At 45.0% G+C, this 21,511-nt stretch carries 14 protein-coding genes; 4 read left to right on the top strand and 10 right to left on the bottom strand.

All coding sequences use genetic code 11. The features are described 5' to 3' along the window. Window positions 1-101: 101 nt before the first annotated feature. Together KSP24_RS10680 and KSP24_RS10675 are read right to left on the bottom strand one after the other, a co-directional pair. Complete coding sequence (locus KSP24_RS10680; RefSeq protein ID WP_216975120.1) at window positions 102-1,418, bottom strand: MFS transporter; 1,317 nt, start codon at window positions 1,416-1,418, stop codon at window positions 102-104. A 92-nt stretch (window positions 1,419-1,510) separates the two neighbouring features. Continuing rightward, complete coding sequence (locus tag KSP24_RS10675) at window positions 1,511-3,229, bottom strand: methyl-accepting chemotaxis protein (RefSeq protein WP_216975119.1); 1,719 nt, start codon at window positions 3,227-3,229, stop codon at window positions 1,511-1,513. Between the two features lie 276 nt (window positions 3,230-3,505). On the opposite strand from KSP24_RS10675, the gene KSP24_RS10670 reads away from it, so the two are divergent. Beyond that, window positions 3,506-4,459 carry a serine hydrolase domain-containing protein gene (locus tag KSP24_RS10670; protein ID WP_216975118.1) on the top strand — a complete coding sequence of 318 codons (954 nt, stop codon included), beginning with the start codon at window positions 3,506-3,508 and terminating at the stop codon, window positions 4,457-4,459. 144 nt (window positions 4,460-4,603) lie between these two features. Here KSP24_RS10670 and yicI read toward each other — a convergent pair whose 3' ends face one another. After that, complete coding sequence (gene yicI, locus KSP24_RS10665; protein WP_216975117.1) at window positions 4,604-6,928, bottom strand: alpha-xylosidase; 2,325 nt, start codon at window positions 6,926-6,928, stop codon at window positions 4,604-4,606. A 181-nt stretch (window positions 6,929-7,109) separates the two neighbouring features. Here yicI and KSP24_RS10660 point away from each other — a divergent pair, with 181 nt between their 5' ends. Then, window positions 7,110-8,030, top strand: a complete 921-nt coding sequence (locus KSP24_RS10660; RefSeq protein ID WP_025677946.1) for an AraC family transcriptional regulator — start codon at window positions 7,110-7,112, stop codon at window positions 8,028-8,030. Window positions 8,031-8,153: 123 nt separating this feature from the next. On the opposite strand, the gene brnQ is transcribed toward KSP24_RS10660, so the two are convergent. After that, window positions 8,154-9,509 carry a branched-chain amino acid transport system II carrier protein gene (brnQ, locus tag KSP24_RS10655; RefSeq protein ID WP_025677948.1) on the bottom strand — a complete coding sequence of 452 codons (1,356 nt, stop codon included), beginning with the start codon at window positions 9,507-9,509 and terminating at the stop codon, window positions 8,154-8,156. Window positions 9,510-10,066: 557 nt separating this feature from the next. On the opposite strand from brnQ, the gene KSP24_RS10650 reads away from it, so the two are divergent. Continuing rightward, window positions 10,067-11,341: an oligosaccharide MFS transporter gene (locus tag KSP24_RS10650; protein ID WP_216975116.1), complete on the top strand. Its 1,275-nt coding sequence runs from the start codon at window positions 10,067-10,069 to the stop codon at window positions 11,339-11,341. A 91-nt stretch (window positions 11,342-11,432) separates the two neighbouring features. Here KSP24_RS10650 and KSP24_RS25640 read toward each other — a convergent pair whose 3' ends face one another. Both KSP24_RS25640 and KSP24_RS10640 read right to left on the bottom strand, forming a co-directional pair. Beyond that, complete coding sequence (locus KSP24_RS25640) at window positions 11,433-13,136, bottom strand: methyl-accepting chemotaxis protein (RefSeq protein WP_216975115.1); 1,704 nt, start codon at window positions 13,134-13,136, stop codon at window positions 11,433-11,435. Between the two features lie 30 nt (window positions 13,137-13,166). After that, a complete protein-coding gene (locus tag KSP24_RS10640) occupies window positions 13,167-14,444 on the bottom strand; it encodes an ABC transporter substrate-binding protein (protein WP_216975114.1) in 1,278 nt (425 codons plus the stop codon). Between the two features lie 243 nt (window positions 14,445-14,687). Between KSP24_RS10640 and KSP24_RS10635 the strand changes: the two genes are divergently transcribed. Continuing rightward, on the top strand, window positions 14,688-15,536 hold the full coding sequence (locus KSP24_RS10635; protein ID WP_216975241.1) for a copper amine oxidase N-terminal domain-containing protein: 849 nt from the start codon (window positions 14,688-14,690) through the stop codon (window positions 15,534-15,536). Between the two features lie 135 nt (window positions 15,537-15,671). On the opposite strand, the gene KSP24_RS10630 is transcribed toward KSP24_RS10635, so the two are convergent. From KSP24_RS10630 to helD, 4 genes are all read right to left on the bottom strand, one after another. Next, window positions 15,672-16,013: a darcynin family protein gene (locus KSP24_RS10630; RefSeq protein ID WP_216975113.1), complete on the bottom strand. Its 342-nt coding sequence runs from the start codon at window positions 16,011-16,013 to the stop codon at window positions 15,672-15,674. Window positions 16,014-16,095: 82 nt separating this feature from the next. Continuing rightward, window positions 16,096-16,677, bottom strand: a complete 582-nt coding sequence (locus tag KSP24_RS10625) for a Crp/Fnr family transcriptional regulator (RefSeq protein WP_216975112.1) — start codon at window positions 16,675-16,677, stop codon at window positions 16,096-16,098. 123 nt (window positions 16,678-16,800) lie between these two features. Continuing rightward, the gene (locus KSP24_RS10620; protein WP_216975111.1) at window positions 16,801-18,642 is read right to left on the bottom strand and encodes an adenine deaminase; all 1,842 of its coding nucleotides are present in this window, start codon (window positions 18,640-18,642) and stop codon (window positions 16,801-16,803) included. A 104-nt stretch (window positions 18,643-18,746) separates the two neighbouring features. After that, entirely contained in the window at window positions 18,747-21,107 is a 2,361-nt protein-coding gene (gene helD / locus KSP24_RS10615) for an RNA polymerase recycling motor HelD (protein ID WP_254207750.1), read from the bottom strand. Window positions 21,108-21,511 lie beyond the last annotated feature (404 nt).

The following is a 21,511-nucleotide window of genomic DNA, read 5'->3' as shown; positions in this document are numbered from 1 at the left end:
TATTCTTTAGAATGAGTATCCATCTATACTCGCTCAAATATCAAAAGCACCCGTTACCATGGCTTTATTTCATGGAATACGGGTGCTTTTTCATTTGCAATTTATTTATATTTCGCAGGGGTTTTGTGTCTAAGCTTAGAAGAAAGAGGCTTTTCTCGAGAAATGTATGTCATTCCCTCACTCTTATTGTTGCGATCACTGGATTTGTCCCCTGCTGGTTCATCCTGTTCTGGCTTGACCGCAAATAACATCAGCAGAGCCGCAATTCCACCCACTGCGGCCATGACGCCAAAAAGCAGACCATGTCCACTGCGGCCTATCAGCAAAGATACAACCGGCGGACCTAAAGATACTCCGACAAAGCGCATACTGCTGTACAAGGAAGTGATGGTTCCGCGCTCCTCTTTTTCAATTCCCTTGGTAATCAGTGCATCCAAACAAGGGAGTGCGAGCCCAATACCGCCGCCGCCTAGCGTAAACAGGCCAATCACCGCATAAATATGTTGAAAAAATCCGAGAATGGCAAAGCTAATCGTCAATATGGCCAAACCTCCGAAACCGATCCATTTCATACGTTTTTTGTGCTTGCCAATAACTTTGCCACCTAAATAAGAGCACAGACAGAGGGAAATAAGCGGGATAGCCAGCACAAAGCCCTTCCAGACGCCATGGAGGTTGTAGCGACTTTCCAGTATGTCGGATAAGTAGAACAAGACGCCAAAAATGACAAACATGCAAATACCGCCCATAGCAAAAATAGCGTAGAGCCAGCGTCCCTTTTCGGCAAGCACCTGCTTCACATTCCCCACAAATTCTCGAAACATAATCGGTTGATTTTTACGCTTGGGCACATGGATCAGCCAAATGACCAAAATAAGCGAAATCAGACAGAGACCCGGAATCACTGCCAATGGCAAAAACCATAGCATAGCGCCCAACGCAGCACCGAGAATCGGACTTAATACTTTACCGAATGTGTTGTAGGTCTCGACTACCCCCAGGTTCTTGCTGGCTTCATCCTCATTCTCGTACAGATCGCCCACAAGCGGAATGACTATAGGAAAAGCCCCTGCAGCTCCTGCGCCCTGAAGTAGTCGACCTGCAATAATGGTCCAGTATGCTGCCAGGTCATGAAGCAACCATGCTCCCACCGCAGAAATTCCCCCTCCGATCACAGTCAGAATCAGACAGGGAACAATCACTGCTTTACGGCCAAATCGGTCGGATAGATAGCCCGCAATCGGTATCAGTAAAATGGCCACCACCGCATACACTGTAATCAACATGCTAATCCGAAAGGAGCTTACATGTAGCTTACGTCCGATTTCCGGTAAAACCGGAATCAGCATGGAATTACCCAGCGTCATCATCAGCGGGATGGAACCTAATGCAACCAGATTCCCTTTATTTTGTTGCATCCCGTTACCACCTTTGCAAAAGTAATAACACACAGCTGTCCAGATTCGTTCAACAGATGTTATTGTGTTTACATTGGTGGGAATTTATACGGCTATACTTTAAAACCACCGACCCTTGCGTTTAGCAATTGCGACATATCCGCCACAGTATGAATGGACGATGCAATTTCCTCCATGGAAGCCAGTTGCTCTTCAGCCGCCGCACTGACGCTTTGGGTTCCTCCTGCCGTCTGCTCCGCTACTTCACGGATGCGTTCCGCGGCCTTCACCATTCGCTCAGATCCACCGGACATTTGTTCTACAGACCGGTTTACACTGTGAATCTGCTCGCTGACTTGTTGAATGGAACTTCCAATCTGACGAAATGCAGTTTCAGCGGATTGCATGACCTTTACGCCAGATTGCACTTCAACTGTTCCAGACTGCATGGTTGAAGCGACATGCCCAACATGCTCCTGAATATTTTGCACAAACTGTGTGATTTCTGCTGCTGAAACTGATACTTGCTCGGACAATCTTCTTACCTCAGAGGCCACAACAGCAAATCCTTTGCCCTGTTCTCCCGCTCTTGCCGCTTCAATGGACGCATTAAGCGCCAGCATTCCAGTCTGTTTGGCAAATCCGGTAATAACAGATCCGATCATGCCAATCTGCTCCGCCTGTTCACTAAGTGAACGTACAGCACGTGCAGAGCTGTCTACACTTTCGCTTACCTTCTCCATCTGACGCATAGCCTGACCAATTGATTGTTCCCCTGCTTCTGCATCTTTAGCAGCTGTATCAGACAATTCATATACCTGCTCGCTTGTGGCAGCAATCCGTTCCAGCTCGTTGGCAAGCTCTTTTATGGTATCTGTAGTTTGTGTAATATCATCGACCTGATGCTCCATACCAGTCGCAAGCTCTTCCATTACACCGGAGGTATGACGATTGGCCTGATTCATTTCCTCAGTACTGACGTTAACACGCTCTGCGGTTACGGTTAATGTACGAGCCGTATCCTGAGCATCCACAATGATATTGCGGAACCCTTCAATAAGCTTGTTGTAGGAGCTCGCAATCATACCGATTTCGTCTTTGGACGTAATATCCAGTCTACTTCGCAAATCTCCTCCACCTTGAGACATTTGCAACAGCTGCTCATTCATATGGTGTAATGGACGAATAGAACGAATCAAAACGATAGATTGAGCAATACTGTAAATAATAACCAAAAGCCCTACAATGCTCGTAATTAAGGTTGTATTCGTCATCGTTTGATGCGCCTGCTGTATTTTCACCGTTACCATATCTTCCTGCGCTTTGACAAATGCTACCACCTTGGTATCAAGTTGCTTGCGCAAAACCCGTTCGTTTTCAAAATCATCGAGCAATTCAGAAAATGGCGGGAAGGCATCATCTCTTGTACTCTTATACCCCGCTGTAGTCAGTAGACTATGAACTTGATTCATATAGGTATTAATCCCTGTTTTGAGATCAGTCATCTTCTTCTTTGTATCCTCATTGCCTGTATTGAGCAGAGCTTCTGTCTCCTGTAACAACTTTGCAACTTCATTTTGCTTGTTTCCGATCTCGTTCCCATACTGTTCGTCACGAGTCAACAAATATGCCCGCTCATCATTGGATATCCCGTTTAACAAAAATTGCAGAGACTTGGAGTTATACGCAATCGCCTCTTCACGGTTCATAATATCTTTGTACTCATTCTCACTATGTACACTTAAAATGTAATTGGTCAGCAGCATGGCAGCAATCACACTTGGGATCAGTATCGCGCTGAGAATCATTTTGGTCTTAATTGTTAAGTTCATGAATTGGTCCCCCAGTTGTTTCAAAATAAAATGTTCAACTTACTATATATCGTTTTATTGATCTGTTTTTTTAAATGAAACCGAAAAAGTGTATAGATTTTCAAATATATTTGTGTCTTTTTAGTGAACATATATATATTTATTAATATCAAAAAACAAAAAAATTCAAATTAGGGAAAAAGATAAGAACCATTATTCGTTTATACTTGTCGGATTCGGATGATTAAAAATGATATACTATGTAATGGTATGCTATAAGCCTCAAGGAGGATCTGCATGAAAAGTCTGGAGCTCAAACCACTTTTTCACGTGCTTAACGAGTTGGAAACCCGTAGCTGTCTTATTGAGCAACAGGGACATACGATCATGGATTACTACCGTGAGCCTCAATTCGCCAACGAACTCTATAAAATAAATTCCTGTACCAAAAGTGTGATTTCTGCATTAGTTAGTATTGCTATGGATCAACGACTGGTACCCAAACCAGAGACACCGATCCTCGAATTTTTCCCCCAGTTAGCCAAAGACAGTGACCCTCGAAAGCGTGATATTACGATTGAACACCTGCTGACGATGTCTGCTGGCTTTAACTGGACGGAATTTGGGGGACAAAATTCTTTTCCTACCATGAGCAAAACGTCCGATTGGGTGCAATTTGTGCTTTCACAGCCATTATCGGATATACCAGGTACGCGAATGGAGTACAGCTCTGGCTGTTCTCAACTTTTGGCCACCTTGCTGCGTTCTGCCTCTGGACAAGCCGTTGCTGAATTTGCCGAGGAGCAATTATTCCAGCCACTTGGTATCGATAACTATCAGTGGGAAACCGATCCGCAAGGCACTCACACCGGGGGCTTTGGGCTGCATCTCAGACCGCTGGACATGCTCAAATTCGGGCGACTTTATCTGAACGAAGGAAGCTGGGAAGGACGGCAGATCATCCAGACAGAGACCGTCCGATATTCGACCCGTCCATTTCTTCCAGCCTCCAAACCACAAAAAGCATATTACAGCTTTCACTGGTGGGCTTCTTCCTTTTCAGATGAGAGAGAGACAGGAACGGAAACAGACTTTTTTTACGCACTCGGCTTTGGTGGGCAATACATTATTGTGGTCCCCTCTTATGACTTGGTAGTTGTCCTCACGGCTGATAAATTTAAAAAGAAACAGACTCCTGTGGATATTTTCCGGCAGTACCTTGTACCACTACTACTTCAGCAAAATGTATAGGGTATGATATCAATGCTAAAGTTGAAGATATTCTTTATCGGATGCCACATCAAAAAGGGCTTGCCTGTTTGTATCAGGCAAGCCCTTTTTTTTGCAAGATAATCGCTACAATATAATCTATCCATCCACGGATGAACTCCTAACCTAGGCCAAGTGAATAGTGAGCTCTTGCTGTCCGCTGGAGGCTGGTGTAATGATTAACCCCTGTTCTCCCGCCAGACTGCTGCCTTCCTTCACTTGAACAGCCTCATGGATACCGCGCAGTACTAACGACCACGGTTTAACGGCCCCTTCGGCCTTCACCCTAATGACAGAATCCTTGCGGCTGGCAGTAACCGTTAGCTCTTCTTCACCTGATGTATTCACGACGACCGTGCGGGCCTGTTGCCCTTCACCGAGCTCAAACAAATGAAGCGTCACTTGATCTGCATAATCATAATCCGGACGACGATCCTCATGACCAATGGCCAGCAATGTGTTTGGCTTCACGAGCACAGGCAAGGTTGTAAAATCATGATGCTCGTTGACCCAACGACCGCCAGATACGATTTCATTCGTTAGCAAATTCGTCCATTGACCCTCTGGTACATAATACTGTACATTGCCTTCTTTATTAAAGATCGGGGCTACCAAAATGGAATCCCCCAGCATGTATTGTAGATCCAGCGTGGCACAGGTAGGGTCCTGCGGGAATTCCAAAACCATAGCCCGCATCATCGGCAGTCCCTTCACCGAGGATTCCACAGCAGCTGCATACAGGTGTGGCATCAGCGAGCATTTGAGTTTGGTAAAGCTGCGCACTACGTCGACTGACTCTTCGTCAAACAGCCAAGGAACACGATATGACACATTTCCGTGTAGACGACTATGGGAGGATAACAGTCCAAACTGTACCCACCGTTTGTATAAGTCCGGCGCAGCCGTTAGTTCAAAGCCGCTAATATCATGGCTCCAAAAGCCAAAACCACTCAAGCCAAGCGATAATCCGCCCCGCAAGGATTCTGCCATCGACTCATACGTGGACGAGCAGTCTCCGCCCCAGTGAACTGGGAACTGTTGTCCCCCGGCTGTGGCAGAACGTGCAAATAATGCGGCTTCATTTTTGCCCAGCTTTTCCTCCAGCACATCAAACACAGCTTTGTTGTACAAATGCGTATAGTAATTATGCATTTTCATTGGATCAGAGCCATCAAAATAAACTACATCTGTTGGAATACGCTCACCAAAGTCGGTTTTGAAGCAATCCACGCCTTGATCGATCAGCACCTTCAGCTTATCCTGATACCAGGCAACTGCAGCCGGATTCGTGAAGTCAACCAGCCCCATTCCCGCCTGCCACATGTCCCACTGCCACACACTGCCATCGGCTGTTTTAACCAAGTAGCCATTCTCCATGCCTTCATCAAACAATATGGACTTTTCTGCAATATACGGATTGATCCATGCGCAAATTTTGAGACCTTTAGCTTTCAATCTCTGCAGCATGCCTTCCGGATCTGGAAACATATCTTGATCCCACTGGAAATCGCACCATTGGTATTCCTTCATCCAGAAGCAGTCAAAATGGAATACCGAGAGTGGCAGATCCCGTTCAGCCATCCCGTCCACAAAATGGTTTACTGTCGCTTCATCATAATCAGTCGTGAACGAAGTGGTCAGCCACAAACCAAAGGTCCAGGCCGGCGGCAATGCAGGCTTGCCTGTCAGCTTGGTATAATTGTCCAGTACCTCCTTAGGATTAGCTCCACCAATAATAAAATACTCTAACGATTCGCCAGAAACGCTAAACTGTACCTTCGAAACATTTTCCGATGCAATCTCATAGGATACCTTTTCCGGATGATTGACGAAGACACCGTACCCTTTATTGGATAAATAAAATGGAATGTTTTTGTACGCCTGTTCACTGCTGGTCCCGCCATCTTCATTCCAAATATCAACGACCTGACCATTTTTCACAAACGGAGTGAAACGCTCTCCAAGACCGTATACGTACTCTCCCATGCCCAGCTCCAGCTGCTCCCGGAAAAAAGGCTGACCCTGTGGGTCCGTAATATAGCCTGGTCCCCGATGCCCACTGCCTGTGACTTTACGATCCTTGACATAAAAGCCTACGTCCCAGCTCTTTCCACGACCGACTCGCACACTCAGATCGCCGCTTTTCAGCACCGCTACATCCTCACCCACCGTAATAGCCACCTCTGTCGGCAAGGTGTGAATTTCAAAATCTGGTCCATGATGCATCCGTCCCTTATGGTGGTTCAGACGCACCCGAATAACATTCGGCATGGGAGAGCTGTAGGTCGCTTTCAGTAACGCCCCGTTCAGCGTATCCCCTTTGTGCTCGATCCGGTGGGTTGCTGCATATACCGTCATGGAAGCATCGTCCGTCACGATATCACGGATGTCAGCAGGATTTTGTATTTCATAGCCCTTGCGAACCAACCAATAGCCATCAGTAAATTTCATCTGTCTCTTCCTCCGTCTCGACTTTTATATTCCTTGTTCCCAAATCGCTTATTGGATTTTTTCGAAATCCTTACTATAATAATATTGATTTATGTAAGGGTTTACTTCCTTTATTTTGACGTTTAGTATCAATATTTTGATGTTTCCTATATAAATCAGTTTGCCGAGAGGAATCAATGAAATGCAAAAGGAAATGTTACGAGAAAACCGCATTCACGGCAATCCCATGTATCCAGTCAGCGTATATCCTAGTGTAGAGCAATTGAACGGAAATCGTATATTGGAGTCCCATTGGCATGAGGAAATGGAGTTTATCGTAGTAGAACAGGGGAGTGCTGTATTTCAGACGGATATGGTCTATACGGAGGTTAGCGAAGGTGAAGCCCTTTTTGTAAACAGTGGCGAGCTTCACGCCGGTTATTTACAAAAAAGTCCTCGCTGTGTATTTTCTGCGGTGGTGTTTCACCCGGACATGCTGCACAGCCGCACGCAAGATACAGTTCAGACCCAGTTTATTGAACCGTTTATCCATAAAAAGCTAGTCCCTCCCCCTCACATTCGCGGTGTACAGTCTTGGGAGCAGGAGCTATTGACCGCGTTGAAACGTATTATCACCAGCCATGAACAGAATGCGCCTGCCCGTGAGCTGACCACCAAAGCACAACTCTATAGCATAATCGCCTGCCTGTTCCCGCATATGACTCCGGCTAACGGAGAAGACGTGGTTATGGCGAGTCAACGCAACAAGGTCGAACGGATCAAAAAAGCACTGGCGTACATCAACAGTCATGCGCATGAGCCCATTCGTTTGCGAGAGATCTCAGATGAGGTTGGGATGAGCGAGGGACATTTCTGTCGTTTCTTCAAGCAGATGGTGCAGAAAAGTCCGGTTGAATATATCAACTATCAGCGGATTCAAAAGGCTTGCAGGTTGCTAGAGCAAAGTGACCGCAAAGTAGTTGATATTGCGCTGGATGTGGGATTTGAAAATCTAAGCTATTTTATTGCAACCTTTAAAAAATGGAACGGTCTGACTCCTTCGCTATACCGCAAGCAGCACGAAGCAGATCAAGCGCTTGCTGTCCCTGCTATAACAGACTAAAAAGCATGATTTTGATTTGAATAGAAGCCAGTAAAGTTGCAAAAAGAAAGAACGAACGGAAGATCCAGTTCTCCGTTCGTTCTTTCTTTTTGTTATACATGTCCAATTCACCGAATAAGCAAATCATTTATTTTTTGGCTTCATAAGTATAAGGACAATTTTTCTTCGTTTAATATAGTAGAATATATAACCTCCTACTCCTCCTAAAACAGAGGGAATTAACCAGCCTAATCCTACATCATATAACGGAAGAATTTGAGTGAAAAAGTCATTAATTACTTTAATTTTTATTCCAGCAGCATTCAAGCCGTCAAATAGACTAACAATGAAGGTTAATATTAAACTGCCTTGATATACTTCTGATTTTCCTTTAAACACGGAATGTAAAAATGTTAAAAATATTAGAGAAATCGCAATAGGATATATTGCAATTAACACTGGCGTTGAAACCTTAATGAGCTGTGTTAAACCTATATTGGCTACAATGGTACTAAATATGGATAACATGAGAGCAATTCTTTTATAAGAAACTTTCGGAAACAAGGTATGAAAAAAGGAAGAACAGGACGTAATAAGCCCTACGCTTGTCGTTAAACACGCTACTGTAATCATTAAGCCTAATAAAATGGAGCCGTAAGATCCAAAATAATAGGATGAAACCTTGGCTAACACCTCAGCACCATTTTCTAAAACACCCAGTTTTTCAACGCTAGAAGCTCCCATGTAGGCAAGAGACGTATAGATAAATGCTAAGAGGACAACCGCAATGGTTATCGATTTAGCACAAATAATCATAAGCTCTTTTTTGGCAGTAACTCCTCTTTCCTTAATTGCATTCACAATGATAATTCCAAAAATAAAGGCTACAAGAGCATCCAATGTTAAATAACCTTCTTGAAAACCTTTGAAAAAGACGTGCGAAGTATAGCCTTCAGCAGGTGCTTGGAAGGCTCCTATGGGGTGAATAAGAGCTACAACCACCAGGATTCCAATGAATGTCAATTTAATGGGGGTTAAAAACTTTCCGATCACATCAATAATTTTTGTAGGGTTAAGTGATAACAAGCATGCAACTCCAAAAAAAAGAATTGTAAATACAAAAAGTGCGACAGGATGATCTGTATGGTTTGAAAAGAAAGGTTTTACTCCAATTTCAAACGACACACTACCGGTTCTTGGAATTGCATATAAAGGGCCAATGGCTAGATAAAGGATCGTTGTAAAGACAATCCCGAATACAGGATGTACCCGACTCGCTAAAGTTTGTAAATTGCTTTTGCCTGAAAAAACAAAGGCAGTGATGGCTAGTAACGGTAAACCAACTCCGGTAACCAAGAAACCCGCATTGGCTATCCATACATTCTCTCCAGCCATTTGACCAAGCATAGGTGGGAAGATTAGATTCCCTGCACCAAAAAATAAGGCAAATAGCATCGATCCTATAATAATAATAAAGGACGAAGAAACACTTTTTGACATAATAAATCCTCCAACCATGAAATCACAACAATTTGTTATCATTCATTTTCTTTTTATTTTGTATAGTACATGTGAATAGGGCATAGCAGCACCAAGTAGGGATAGCCATCCGCTAACCCTTCCCGATCGGTGTAAGAACATTATCTAAGATGTGAGTTTCGATAACTCATCATTACACAATACTCTATATACGTTCACGGTTTCAAGTAACTTTGTACTTGCGAAAGAACCACTTCATCCCCTTGCTCTAGCAATTTATTATGCTATCAGTATGACCATGTCAGCCAGACCTTAGAACAATTCTGCTTCTTGCCATGTTTCTCCTCCTACTAAATGAGCCCAATGAACTATGAACAATTTTACACGTAGGACTTAATTCTTACAAGATAATAAAAGCTCTGTATAACCCATCTAGCAATTGATTGCAATAAGCACAGGAAATCTTGGGAAAATGCCCTATGGATTCAATTGAATCATCCTTACAATTAATAGTACAGACAATGCTTAATGACGTTGTCAACACATTGAGCAGCTACAATTTGAAGGGGTGCTTAAACATGAGGAATTTGGCAAAACGCAACTATTGGTCTTTGAGCGTTTTTAACTTCGCTTATCTGTTTACATGGTCTGCCGCCATGTCTTTTTTTGTCATTTGGCTAGGACAAAGCCTGGAGATTTCAGAAACCTACACAGGGTTTTTATACGCGGCGAACTCTATCGTCGCCTTGATCATGCAACCCCTGTTTGGGTACTTATCCGACAAGCTGGGCTTGAGAAAACATCTGCTGTACATACTCTTTACGATCCTTTTGCTCGTCGGACCCTTTTTTATCTATGTGTACGGTCCATTGCTTCAAACGCAGTTCGTCATTGGTGCCATTGTCGGTGCACTATTTATCGGTCTGGTGTTTAATGCAGGTAACGGTGTCGTCGATTCCTATATGGACAAAGTGTCCCGCAAATACGGCTTTGAATACGGACGAGTTCGTATGTGGGGCTCACTCGGGTGGGCGGCCGCTACTTTTGTTGCGGGGCGGGTCATCAACATCAATGTAGATCTGACCTTCTGGATTGCCTCCGTATCTGCCGTTGTTGCCGTGATCTGCATCTTCCTGACCAAAGTCGAAATTTCTGGACAGGAGCAGCAGAAAACTGAATCGTTGAAGCTCATTGACGTACTGCATCTCGTACGCACCACAAAGTTCTGGTTTCTCATGCTATTCATGGTTGGCGTGACCCAAATTTATGAGGTATATGACCAGCAATTTGCCACCTATTTCGTATCTCAGTTCAGTTCCAAAGCAGAAGGAAATCAATTCCTTGGCGATTTAAGTGCTGTGCAGGTATTCCTAGAATTTGTGTTCCTGTTTGTTACCCCATGGTTTGTGAACAAAACGACTGCCAAATGGGCATTGATTATTGCCGGAACGATCATGTCGTTGCGTATTATCGGTTCTTCGCTGCCATTCGGTTCTATATGGGTGGCTGCGATGAAGATGATTCACTCCCTGGAAAAACCGCTGATTCTGGTAGCCATCTTCAAGTACATTACCGTCAACTTTGACCAGCGCTTATCGTCCACCATGTACCTGCTGTATTTGTTTATGGGCTCCCTGGTAGTATCTGTTTTCTCACCTATTGTCGGACATATGTATGAAGTTCTGAATTTCCCAATCACTTATGTAATTTTGGGTTCCATTGCAGGTCTGTTCACCATCATTTCCTGCTTTACGCTAACAGCTGACAAGAAAAATGGAGAACGATATCTAGAGGAACGCCGCAAACAGAATCTGAAAAAAGCTGCTAAACAAGCTGAAGCAGTTTATTCGTAATTATACGCAAATTAAATCAGACACAAAAGTTGAATACAACAGCGGTAGTCTAGGACTTGTTTTTCTCGTCCAAGACTACCGCTAACTTACTTTAAATTTTGAATACAGACACCGTTTGATTCATCTCTTCCGCCCGCTTGGCAAGCATATTAGCACCTGCTGACACTTCCTCCATGGAGGCAGTAGTTTCCTCGACTACGCTTGCGACTGTTTGAGTAGAGTCGGCTGCACGTTCGGAGATTTCGGCAATTTTCTTCATAGATTCCACCATAGAAATGGTTCCTTCATTTACGGATCTTGCTTCTACAGCCGCCGTGTCTACCTCACCGCTCACCTCTTCCACGGCACCGACAATTTCAGAAAAGACGTTACCGACACCTTCGACAAGCATCATACCTTCATTTAGAGATTGAACACCTTCATTCATCGAAATCACAACTTCGTCTGTTCTTAATGCGATTTCGTTGACCAGAGAGGAAATCTTGCCCGTTGCTTCACTTGCTTGTGCCGACAAATTACGTACTTCATAAGCGACAACCGCAAATCCTTTTCCCTGCTCTCCCGCTCGTGCAGCTTCTATACTCGCATTGAGTGAAAGCAAGTTGGTGCGGGCAGATATATCACTGATCATAGCTGTGATCTGTCTAATCTCCGCAGATTTTTCGCCTAGAATATTTACCACTTCAGCGGATTGAGTTACCTTGGTATGCACATCTCTTATTTGAGAGACGGTGGAAGACATTTGGGTTTTCCCGTTGTTTGCTTTTTCTTGTGCTTGGGTTGTGAGGTTCGCCACATTCACAAAGCGATTGGTTATGCTCTCTACACTTTTAGAAACGCCTACCGTGTAATTCAGCGTTTCAGCTATATCTGCAAGCTGTGTCTGAGAACCCTCCGCAACCTGAGTGGCACTTATAGCTATCTGCTCGGTAGCAATGCTTGTCTGTTCTGCACTGGCCGTTAACTGTTCAGCCGTAGAGGCAACCAGTAAGGAATTATCCACAACTTCCTTTAAAAGGTTACGCAGCGAATCGCACATTTCATTAAAATCGGATGCCAGCTCCCCGACCTCATCTTTGGATCGGACCCTAAGGGGTTCCACTTGCAGGTCCCCTCTCGTTACCAGCTTTATCTGTTCTGCTATTTTTAATATGGGCTTAGTGAACGATTGAGCCAATAAAAAAGAACCGATAATTCCAAGGATCGTACATAGGATAGTCAAAGAAATCATCAAAAGTCTACCTGAATGGTAAGATTGACTCGATTGATTAGCTGCCTCAGTGGCATACTGCTCATTAAGCAGCTTCAGTTTATTTACATCGTCTAATGCTGCCTTATAAATAGAAGAATTTCCATGAATGATCATGTAGGCCATCACTTTGTCGTTTTCTTCCATGGCCGCAGAAACCACCTTTAGATGGCGAAGATACATTGCCCACTGACCATAAAAGTTGGTGAACAGTTCTTTTTCCTCTGCCGTAGAGGCCAAACTTTGATATTTATTTACACTCTTATCCATTGAAGCTGTAGCTTTGGCTAGTTCTTCTTGATAAGTGCTGCGAGCAGCTGCATCCTCTTCGAGTATCATTCGAACGGTGAGTCTATCGATTTCTGTAATCTGCTTATCCATACCTTGAAGAAGAATAACCGCAGGTAACGACCTGTTATTTACCTTATCAGAAGCCTCCCCCATTTCCGACATCTTAATGACGCCTATAACACTTGAAAGGGACAGTACGATTACCAGTATGAGCGCTGCACTAATTATTTTTTTCTTTAACGTTAATTTAAACACCCTTATCTTCCTCCCGTGACTGGTCTCGTATCATCCCTGCTGAGCTTTCCAGTATATGCGTATTTGGCGTAACAGCTCAGCCTTATCTATCTTTCCACTGATATAGCTTTGGATAGATGCTCCTGTGATGGCCCCATGATCAGGTGGAAGGGTTGCCATAAACGGCAGCGTCTTTCCGTTCGACATATATGACTTGATCGATTTACTCAAGGGATCGGAAGGCACTAAGTCAATATTCTTAAAGGCTGGTATAACATTAGCCTTGTTAACCAAAAGTTCCTGTCCCGACTTTTCGTATACCAGCCAGTTTAAAAATTTCTTTGCTTCCTCTTGCTGCTGTGGCGTAGTAGCTGTGGAGTCAATGAATACATACTTTGTCACACCAACTGTGATCTTTGAATTGTTGGGATCATCTGTATTATCGTTTAGCGGAAGAGGCAAGAACCCGTATTCCTCATTTGCCGTATCATTGCTCTTTATTCCATTCCAAGCCCAGTTGCCCATAAACCAAAGCCCTACCTTGCCCTCTCCCAAAGCTTTGGATCCATCCTCATACGTACTGTCCAAAGGCGCGTGTTTATTGATGTTGTTATCCTTGAGCAGATCTAAAGTTTGTACCCATCCAGACATTACATTGTTTTGGGACATATCGATGGAGTTGTTCTGCATACCTTTAACAAACTCTGGAAAACCTCCAGGTTGAACAGAATAAGCCAGAGCCAAAAGATGAGAGCCAAGAGACCAGTCCATTGGTGAAAGCATGACTGGTGCTACTCCCGACTTCTGAATTTTAGCCATTAATGAATTCAGGCTGCTTCTACTGTTGACCGAAGAAGGATCAAAAGAACCCCCTGTTGCCTTGTCCAATACTTTCTTGTTATAGATTAATCCGTAGCCTTCCACTGCAAATGGGAATCCCAGCACAGCATCGTTTTTCTTAACTGCATCAAGTCCATTTTCTATCGTATCGGCTACCCACTTCTCTTTACTTAAATCAACGGCTTTATCCAGGAATGTCTGCGTGTCACCCGGGTCAAGCATCGACATTGTTGCTGGGCTTCCTGAGCCGTACATCGACATCAGCTTTTGATATGCAGACGTTCCCTCTGGAGCGGTTATAATTTCTAAAGATACTTCAGGGTGCTCTTGATTGTATTGCTTTGCGACTTCTTCTAATTGGGTTTTTATTTCAGATTTAGAATTCAAAAATGTAATCTTGGTCGTCTGCTGTGATACTGGTGATGCTGAACAACCTATAAACATCATTAAACATACTAGAGAAATCGCAACTTTTAGCTGTTTTCTCATTAACTTTCCCCCTAAGGATGTACTTTGTAAATTTTATGAACAATATTCAATGTTATCGACATAATTCCCCAGGAAGATTAGAATTTTTTGGGTGGTAAATATCGGAATTCAGTTGAATAGTACAAACTGGTTGTTACGTCAAGTTGATGAACAGGAAAACGCAACAAATTTTTATCCAGTCGCGTCTTAATATGGGGGAAAGTTACTGTGCAACAAATTAATCAAAAAAAGGAGCAATCTTTTATGAACAAGGCATTCTTTGGCGCTTTTCTTGCTATCTTTTTATGTATTTCATCGTCCACTGCTTATGCAGCACAAAATCAAATCAAAATTGACGGTGTAGCTATTGCAACCGATGCAAAGCCACAAATGAAGAACAAACGTACAATGGTGCCTCTACGTGTCATTAGCGAAAGTTTGGGGGCTAGAGTCGAATGGTCCGATTCCGAGGTTATTCTCGCTAAAAGCGATATGAAAGTAAAATTAGCAGTAAACAGAAGCACAGCGGAGAAAAACGGTCAAAAGATACCGCTTGATGTAAAACCATACTTGAAAAATAACAACATATATGTTCCACTTCGTTTTATTGCAGAGACATTTGGCTGTAATGTCAATTACAGCAACTTTGCAGTGACTATTAATACTGAACCATTGCTCATAGACGGTGTACAAGTAAAGGCACTTCAACAGGAATACCATATGATTATGGGCGGCGTAGTTCAGCAAATTCATGGCAATGCATATAACAAAGCCATTTATAATATTTTTGCAAAAAACAAAGGCGAAAAAGTCGAAGCACCTGAAAACTATTCTTGGAGACTCACTATTGACACACCTGGGTCTTATTATAAAAATGCACAATACGATTTTTTAGACCAAAAGGGGAAAAGCTTAGCTCGTTTTGATGTGTATTCTTTAATCCAGTCCTTTCCTTCCGAACTTTTAGTCGGGTATCCCAAGTTTTTGATTCATGACGTATCCAAAAATGAGTGGTACTTGTTTAGCGATAGCGCAGCAAAATCTATTGATCAGTTAATTAATAATGCAACAAATAATGGATTTCTGAAGGTTATAAGTAATACAGTTGCATAAAGTGGTTTTTCTGATTATCATTTTCAAAAGATAAAAGGCGAATTCCCAGCTGAATAAAACAGCATGGGAACTCGCTTTGTTTAAAACCTGTACAAGCTCAACTCCTACTTTTACATAGTAAAGGAGTACGGGGAGTTATTTGTCCATCTGTAGCATTTCGGACTCATAGGACTGAAATGCATTTTCCATCCCCATTACTACATCTTTAATCTTCATATATCCTCTGGTATACGGCTCCGAATCACGAATTTCTTCCCACATATAGTGATATTGCTTCATATCCTCTGTTTCGCATACAACGAAATCCGTATAGTCCCTTCCGGGCAGTGCTTCTGCATCGAAAAAACGAACCCGAACATGTTCACTGTATTTCTGAATGCGAGCCTGCAAAGCCCCCGCATGTTTTCGGCGTTCTTCCCGAGGTAGAGCCAACCAGGAAGGGTAGAATTCCAATAATACAATCATCATATAACGCATATGCCTATCTCCTTTTTTGTGAAGCTTGAATGAATTTATCGTTATTGTACGCTGCTTGTCTGCCAAGCCGCATTAACATAGGTTAATGCGGATCGCTGCGCAGCAAACGACTAAGTGAGACGGGGGATACACCTATGTACGAAGCTATATGGTATTGTGCAACTCGTTTGTCCAACCCGGGATACTTGAGAAGAAAGGCATCATAACGTTCCCTGGCAGAAAGATATAACAATTCGCGTTCCCGTTCCTCTTTGCGAATGTACAGTCTTTCTACGCTTTTACGCACGAATCTTTCCCACATATGGCTTGTATCCATAAGCTCCTTTAATACGTAATATGGAATTTCAATAACAACCGAATCTTCCATGGCCTCAATCGTAAAAGTGGATGGTTTACCTTGAACCATAGCGCCATAAGAGGTTACATAATCATCTTCTGGTGAAAAACCAACATTATATTCTCTGCCATCTGCCAAAGTATAAAACAAACGGAATAATCCCTCCGAACAAAAATAAGCGTGTTTCACAGGTTCGCCTGTTTCAATAAGATATGTCCCTTGCTGAACATGCCTCACACGGGTTTGCTCTACAAACCTGTTCCAATCCTGATCTATAATTGAGGCTTGATGAGCCATATTTTCTAATGAACGATAATATAATTGCATCTCCTCACCACCCCACAAAACGTTGATTAAGGAATCAAAGATACCTTTAGGACTATATAAGAAAACAGGGGCTATCCCACAGGTCTGGGTAGACCTGCAGGACAACCCCAGTGATGTATTCTATCAGGCTTCCGTAGCATCCTCTTCCACGAAAAGAGACACCTTGCGTATACCGTCGGCTCCGATCACGACAAGACCCTGATCCGACAGGCGGATTTCAGGGATTACGACCAGTGCGAGCAGCGACAGTGTCATTAGCGCGTTGTTCAACATGCAGCCGGATTGCTGAAGTGCCTGGCTGATGCTTTCGGACTGCGCAGCTACCTCAGCAAACGGAGCTGGGGACATCAGCCCGGCAATCGGAAGCGGGAAGCGCGTCTCACCCGAGGCGGATACGACCACCACGCCGCCACGCAGGGCAACGGCCTGCTTCGCCGCCTGGGTCATGAGCTCGTCATCATTGCCGATGACGAGCAGGTTGTGGCTATCATGCGCGACGGTCATGGCAATTGCGGCCGGCTCGGTGAAGCCTACGCCTGTCACAAGTGCCACCGCGTGGCTGCCACTGGCATGATGTCGCTCGAAAACGGCGATTTTGCACAAGTCCTGTGCAGGATCTGATGCAACTTCACCATCACGCACCGGAACGGTCATCCGCACTTCCTTCGTATCCACGTGATTTTCCGTGACACGAATTACTCGTACAGGTACATTCCCTTCCTGCACTGGAGCCGCAATACGGAAATCTGCGGCACTCAGCTCTCGACCCAAATGGACCGTGTCCATTACTTCCGCAGGATAAACGAAGCCGTCCCAGTCGGCGACCATTTGACCGTACTCGGCCACCAGTTGACCCGCTGCAATGGTAGCCGTCACATTCACTTCGGCCAATCGGCCATCAAGCAAGATAATATCGGCAATTGCACCAGGAATGATCGAGCCGATGTCCCGTGCTACGCCGAAGCGCTCTGCCGTATTCAGCGTTGCCATTTGAAAGGCAGTCACTGGCTTAACGCCCTGCGCAATGGCATGACGGACAACGAAATCCATCTGTCCTTCATGGAGCAAGGATTCGGCGCTGCGATCATCCGTCACCAGCATCATGCGGCGCGTGTCGAGACCCATTTCCGTGCTGGCACGGATCGTCTCGGCCACATCATGCCATGCGGAGCCTTGCCGCATCTTGGCATACATGCCGAGCCGAATACGCTCGGCTACATCCTCGGGCGTGACACATTCGTGATCGCCCGTAATTCCTGCGGCTGCATAGACCGGCAGCCGCCAATCATCGGAGGCCCATGTAAAATGGCCATCCGCCACTTTGCCAGCGCGCAGCGTGGCCTGAATTTCCCCGATCATCACGTCGTCGCCATAGACGACGCCAGGGAAATTCATAACTTCGCCCAGCCCGATCATATCCGGGCCCCAGCTTAGAGCCTCTGCGACTTCCGCCGGACCGAAGGAGGCACCTGTCGTTTCCAGCTCTGGGCCTGTGGAAGGCACGCACGAAGCTACCTGCATGTAAGCAGCCAGCGGTGTCGTGCGGGCTTCGTCCAGCATCAGACGAAGCCCTTTTAGACCCAGCACATTGGAAATTTCATGTGGGTCAAAAAAACCGCCCGTCACGCCCAGCGGCAGTACAGCCTTCGCGAATTCAGTCACGGTGAGCTGTGTGCTTTCGATATGACAATGTCCGTCCAGCAAACCCGGTGCCATATAGCGGCCTTCCGCTTCAATGATTACGGTGTCTTCTCCAATCGTATGGCTAACGTCTCTACCAACATATGCGATACGAGAACCTTGCACAGCAATAGACATGCCCGGTAACAATTCGCCCGATACCACATTGACCAGCGTACCTCCGCGGATCACCAGCGATGCCTTGCGCTCCCCTCTAGCTGTAGCTATCAACTCGGGTACACAGTCCGCCAGCGGCGGGCGTTGAAATACTCTCTTCATGTCCATTACGTTTGTAACCTCCGTTTATGCTTCTTACCTGTTTGGCTTATTTGCTTATGTTACTGGAATACGCTCAACAATGCCAGCAGCCCCTAAAGAACATGGTCACTTTATTCCACTTTACGGATATACGTCTCCGATTCCTGCGAACTCACGAATGGCGTAATCTCCCCTATGCTATATATATGCAGCAAATGCATCGCTCGCGTACAAGCCGTGTAGAACAATTTACGCTCACTCTCACGCTGGTATTCTTGGACTGATCCGTCATAAATGAGAACCGCATCAAACTCCACGCCTTTCGCCAGGTAGGCCGGAATGATATGAATCCCCTTTTCAAAAGCAGGGGTTGTTTTCTTAATTAATTTTGGCTTTACTGGCAGTTCTCCTTCCAGTGCTTCGTAGGCTGCCGCGCTTTCATCAGCATTTTTACAGATCACCGCGATGGATTCATAACCCTCTGCCAGCAATTTTGTAACATTCCCAGCAATCAGTTGGTGAAGCTTTTCACGCGAGTTCACCTCGGTTACCAGAGGCTTCTCACCCTTACGGTTAAACGGAACAATATGTTCTCCCCCTGCTACCATCCCTCGGGTAAACTCTACAATCTCCTGTGTTGAGCGATAGCTGCGTGTCAGGGAAATCATCTCGGTCTGGTCTGCTCCATACAGGTCATACAATGGTTCTGCATCCTGAAGCACCGAAGCATGGGCATAGATGGCCTGATTAAAATCGCCGAGTGCCGTCATTTTAGCCTGCGGAAATAATCGTTTAAAGAAAGCCAGCTGGAATGGTGAATAGTCCTGTGCCTCATCAATAAACACATGACGGATGTTACTATTGGAACGGAAGCCCAGCATCAGCTCACGCAAATATAAAAAGGGCGTCACATCCTCATACGCTAATTCTCCAGCCTGAATTCGTTTCAGAGTTTGCCGACTAATTTCACTCCAGTTGACGGGTAGCTCTGCATGATTCGACAGTTGGCTTAATAACGTCTCGTTCATAAACAACTCGCTGTATAGACGGGTTGTATCCACGAAGCGGAGTGCCTTAATCCACTTGCGCAAGGGCTTTAAGCGGTCACTGACCACCATACGTGCCAATATTTCTCTTTCACGTGTAAAGTCGTCGAAGGTATCGCCTTTATTCTTGGATTTACGGCGCATGCGGTTATATGCACGCTGATAATCCTCCGGCTCCATCAGATCCATCTGCTGGTCCACCCAAGGAGCGGAGCATTCTTCCTTACCAAAGCGGGCCAGCTCTTTGAGCATCCAATCGCGCAACAGTTCCAATCGGTTCGCCAGCCGCACAGCCGAGTCGAATTCATAAAACTTGCTTGCCATTTGCTCTACTGAGATCACCTCACGTCCCTGAAAACGAACAGGTTTAAAACGCATTCCCTCCTGTTCCAGATGCGCCTTGTAGCCTGTAATCACATGTAAGAACGTCTTGGATGACTTAAAACGGATACCTTCCATCCTAGCTTCATACCCAGGCTGTGACGACGCTGATAGCACATATTCCAGCTGCTCAAAAGGATCTTCTAACTGAAACTCCCGGCCCAAACGCCGTTCCAAATATTCCTGAAACGTGGCCTGAAGCATATTTTCCTCACCCAATTCAGGCAATACCGTCGAAACATAACTGTTAAACATGGGGTTTGGCGAAAATAACACGACCTGATCCGCTCGCAAGCGATCCCGATACTTATACAGCAAATACGCTACTCTCTGAAGCGCAGCAGAGGTTTTGCCACTTCCTGCCGCTCCCTGAACAATAAGCATACGGCTTCGGTCATCACGGATGATGCGATTCTGCTCCTTTTGAATGGTAGCGACAATACTTTTCATTTGAGCATCCGAGCTCCGGCTTAATACGGCTTGAAGGAGTTCGTCTCCAATGGTCACCCCTGTATCGAACATAAAGCGAATCTGTCCGTCACGGATTGAGAATTGGCGTTTGAGCGTCAGTTCTCCTTCCATCTCTCCTGCTGGGGTCTTATAAGAAGCGGGACCTGGCATGTTATCGTAATAAAGATTCGAAATAGGCGCACGCCAGTCGTAGATCAGAAATTCCTCATCCTGATTATCCAGCAGGGAGGCAATGCCCAGATAAATACGCTCCGCAGTCTGCCCTTCCTCAGCAAAATCAATGCGTGCAAAATAGGGTGAGTCCAGCAACTTTTTCAAACGACCTAGCGCCTCAGTGGAATGCTTGTGTCTTCGTTCCCGCTCAGACAAAATCTCAGACTGCTGACGCAAACTGGTGGACGTCTCACCCACATCATCCGCCTCACTGAAATTGATCGTTACCTCATCCCAGAAGTCTTTACGCATATCGACGACATCGCCGCGCACAGAACCAACCTCTGTCTCCAGCTTCCGAATACGCCCGCTAATGACTGCGGTCACATCTTCTACTCTTCGTTGTTCCTCATTCCATTGCTGCTCAGTAGTCACTGACATCGCTCCTGTTCCGTTTCCTCCTGCTCCGCGCAGGGCTCCCTTGCGTACAAACTATGCTCTATTATGGACCCGGGCATACTCATCGCATCCCCCTGATCCGGGAAAATTGACTATTCCTTTGAAGCATGCTATAATGTAACAAGAAGTGTGTTAACAACTTATGCAATACGGTTTTACGATGTAAAACATAGCATCCTCTATTGTAGCAAGTTCAGTCCCTGTTCGCAACCAGTGGGCTTTTTTTGTATTTTCTGGCAATCTTCCATTAGCCTGTTCCTACATCCTTGAATTCATGACATAAAAAAGCGACCGTCCATCTGATTGATGGGGACTGACCCCTTAACGTGAGACAAATCAAAACACCTTCAAGAGAATGCAACCATGTCGTAAGATATGGAGACAAC

This window comes from Paenibacillus sp. AK121, assembly GCF_019042715.1.
Taxonomy (GTDB): Bacteria; Bacillota; Bacilli; order Paenibacillales; family Paenibacillaceae; genus Paenibacillus; species Paenibacillus polymyxa_C.
This window is presented reverse-complemented; position numbering and strand designations above follow the sequence as displayed.

Coding starts and splice junctions, on each gene's coding strand:
- KSP24_RS10680 (WP_216975120.1), bottom strand. CDS start 1,418: ATGCAACAAAATAAAGGGAATCTGGTTGCATTAGGTTCCATCCCGCTG.
- KSP24_RS10675 (WP_216975119.1), bottom strand. CDS start 3,229: ATGAACTTAACAATTAAGACCAAAATGATTCTCAGCGCGATACTGATC.
- KSP24_RS10670 (WP_216975118.1), top strand. CDS start 3,506: ATGAAAAGTCTGGAGCTCAAACCACTTTTTCACGTGCTTAACGAGTTG.
- yicI (WP_216975117.1), bottom strand. CDS start 6,928: ATGAAATTTACTGATGGCTATTGGTTGGTTCGCAAGGGCTATGAAATA.
- KSP24_RS10660 (WP_025677946.1), top strand. CDS start 7,110: ATGCAAAAGGAAATGTTACGAGAAAACCGCATTCACGGCAATCCCATG.
- brnQ (WP_025677948.1), bottom strand. CDS start 9,509: ATGTCAAAAAGTGTTTCTTCGTCCTTTATTATTATTATAGGATCGATG.
- KSP24_RS10650 (WP_216975116.1), top strand. CDS start 10,067: ATGAGGAATTTGGCAAAACGCAACTATTGGTCTTTGAGCGTTTTTAAC.
- KSP24_RS10640 (WP_216975114.1), bottom strand. CDS start 14,444: ATGAGAAAACAGCTAAAAGTTGCGATTTCTCTAGTATGTTTAATGATG.
- KSP24_RS10635 (WP_216975241.1), top strand. CDS start 14,688: ATGAACAAGGCATTCTTTGGCGCTTTTCTTGCTATCTTTTTATGTATT.
- KSP24_RS10630 (WP_216975113.1), bottom strand. CDS start 16,013: ATGCGTTATATGATGATTGTATTATTGGAATTCTACCCTTCCTGGTTG.
- KSP24_RS10625 (WP_216975112.1), bottom strand. CDS start 16,677: ATGCAATTATATTATCGTTCATTAGAAAATATGGCTCATCAAGCCTCA.
- KSP24_RS10620 (WP_216975111.1), bottom strand. CDS start 18,642: ATGGACATGAAGAGAGTATTTCAACGCCCGCCGCTGGCGGACTGTGTA.
- helD (WP_254207750.1), bottom strand. CDS start 21,107: ATGTCAGTGACTACTGAGCAGCAATGGAATGAGGAACAACGAAGAGTA.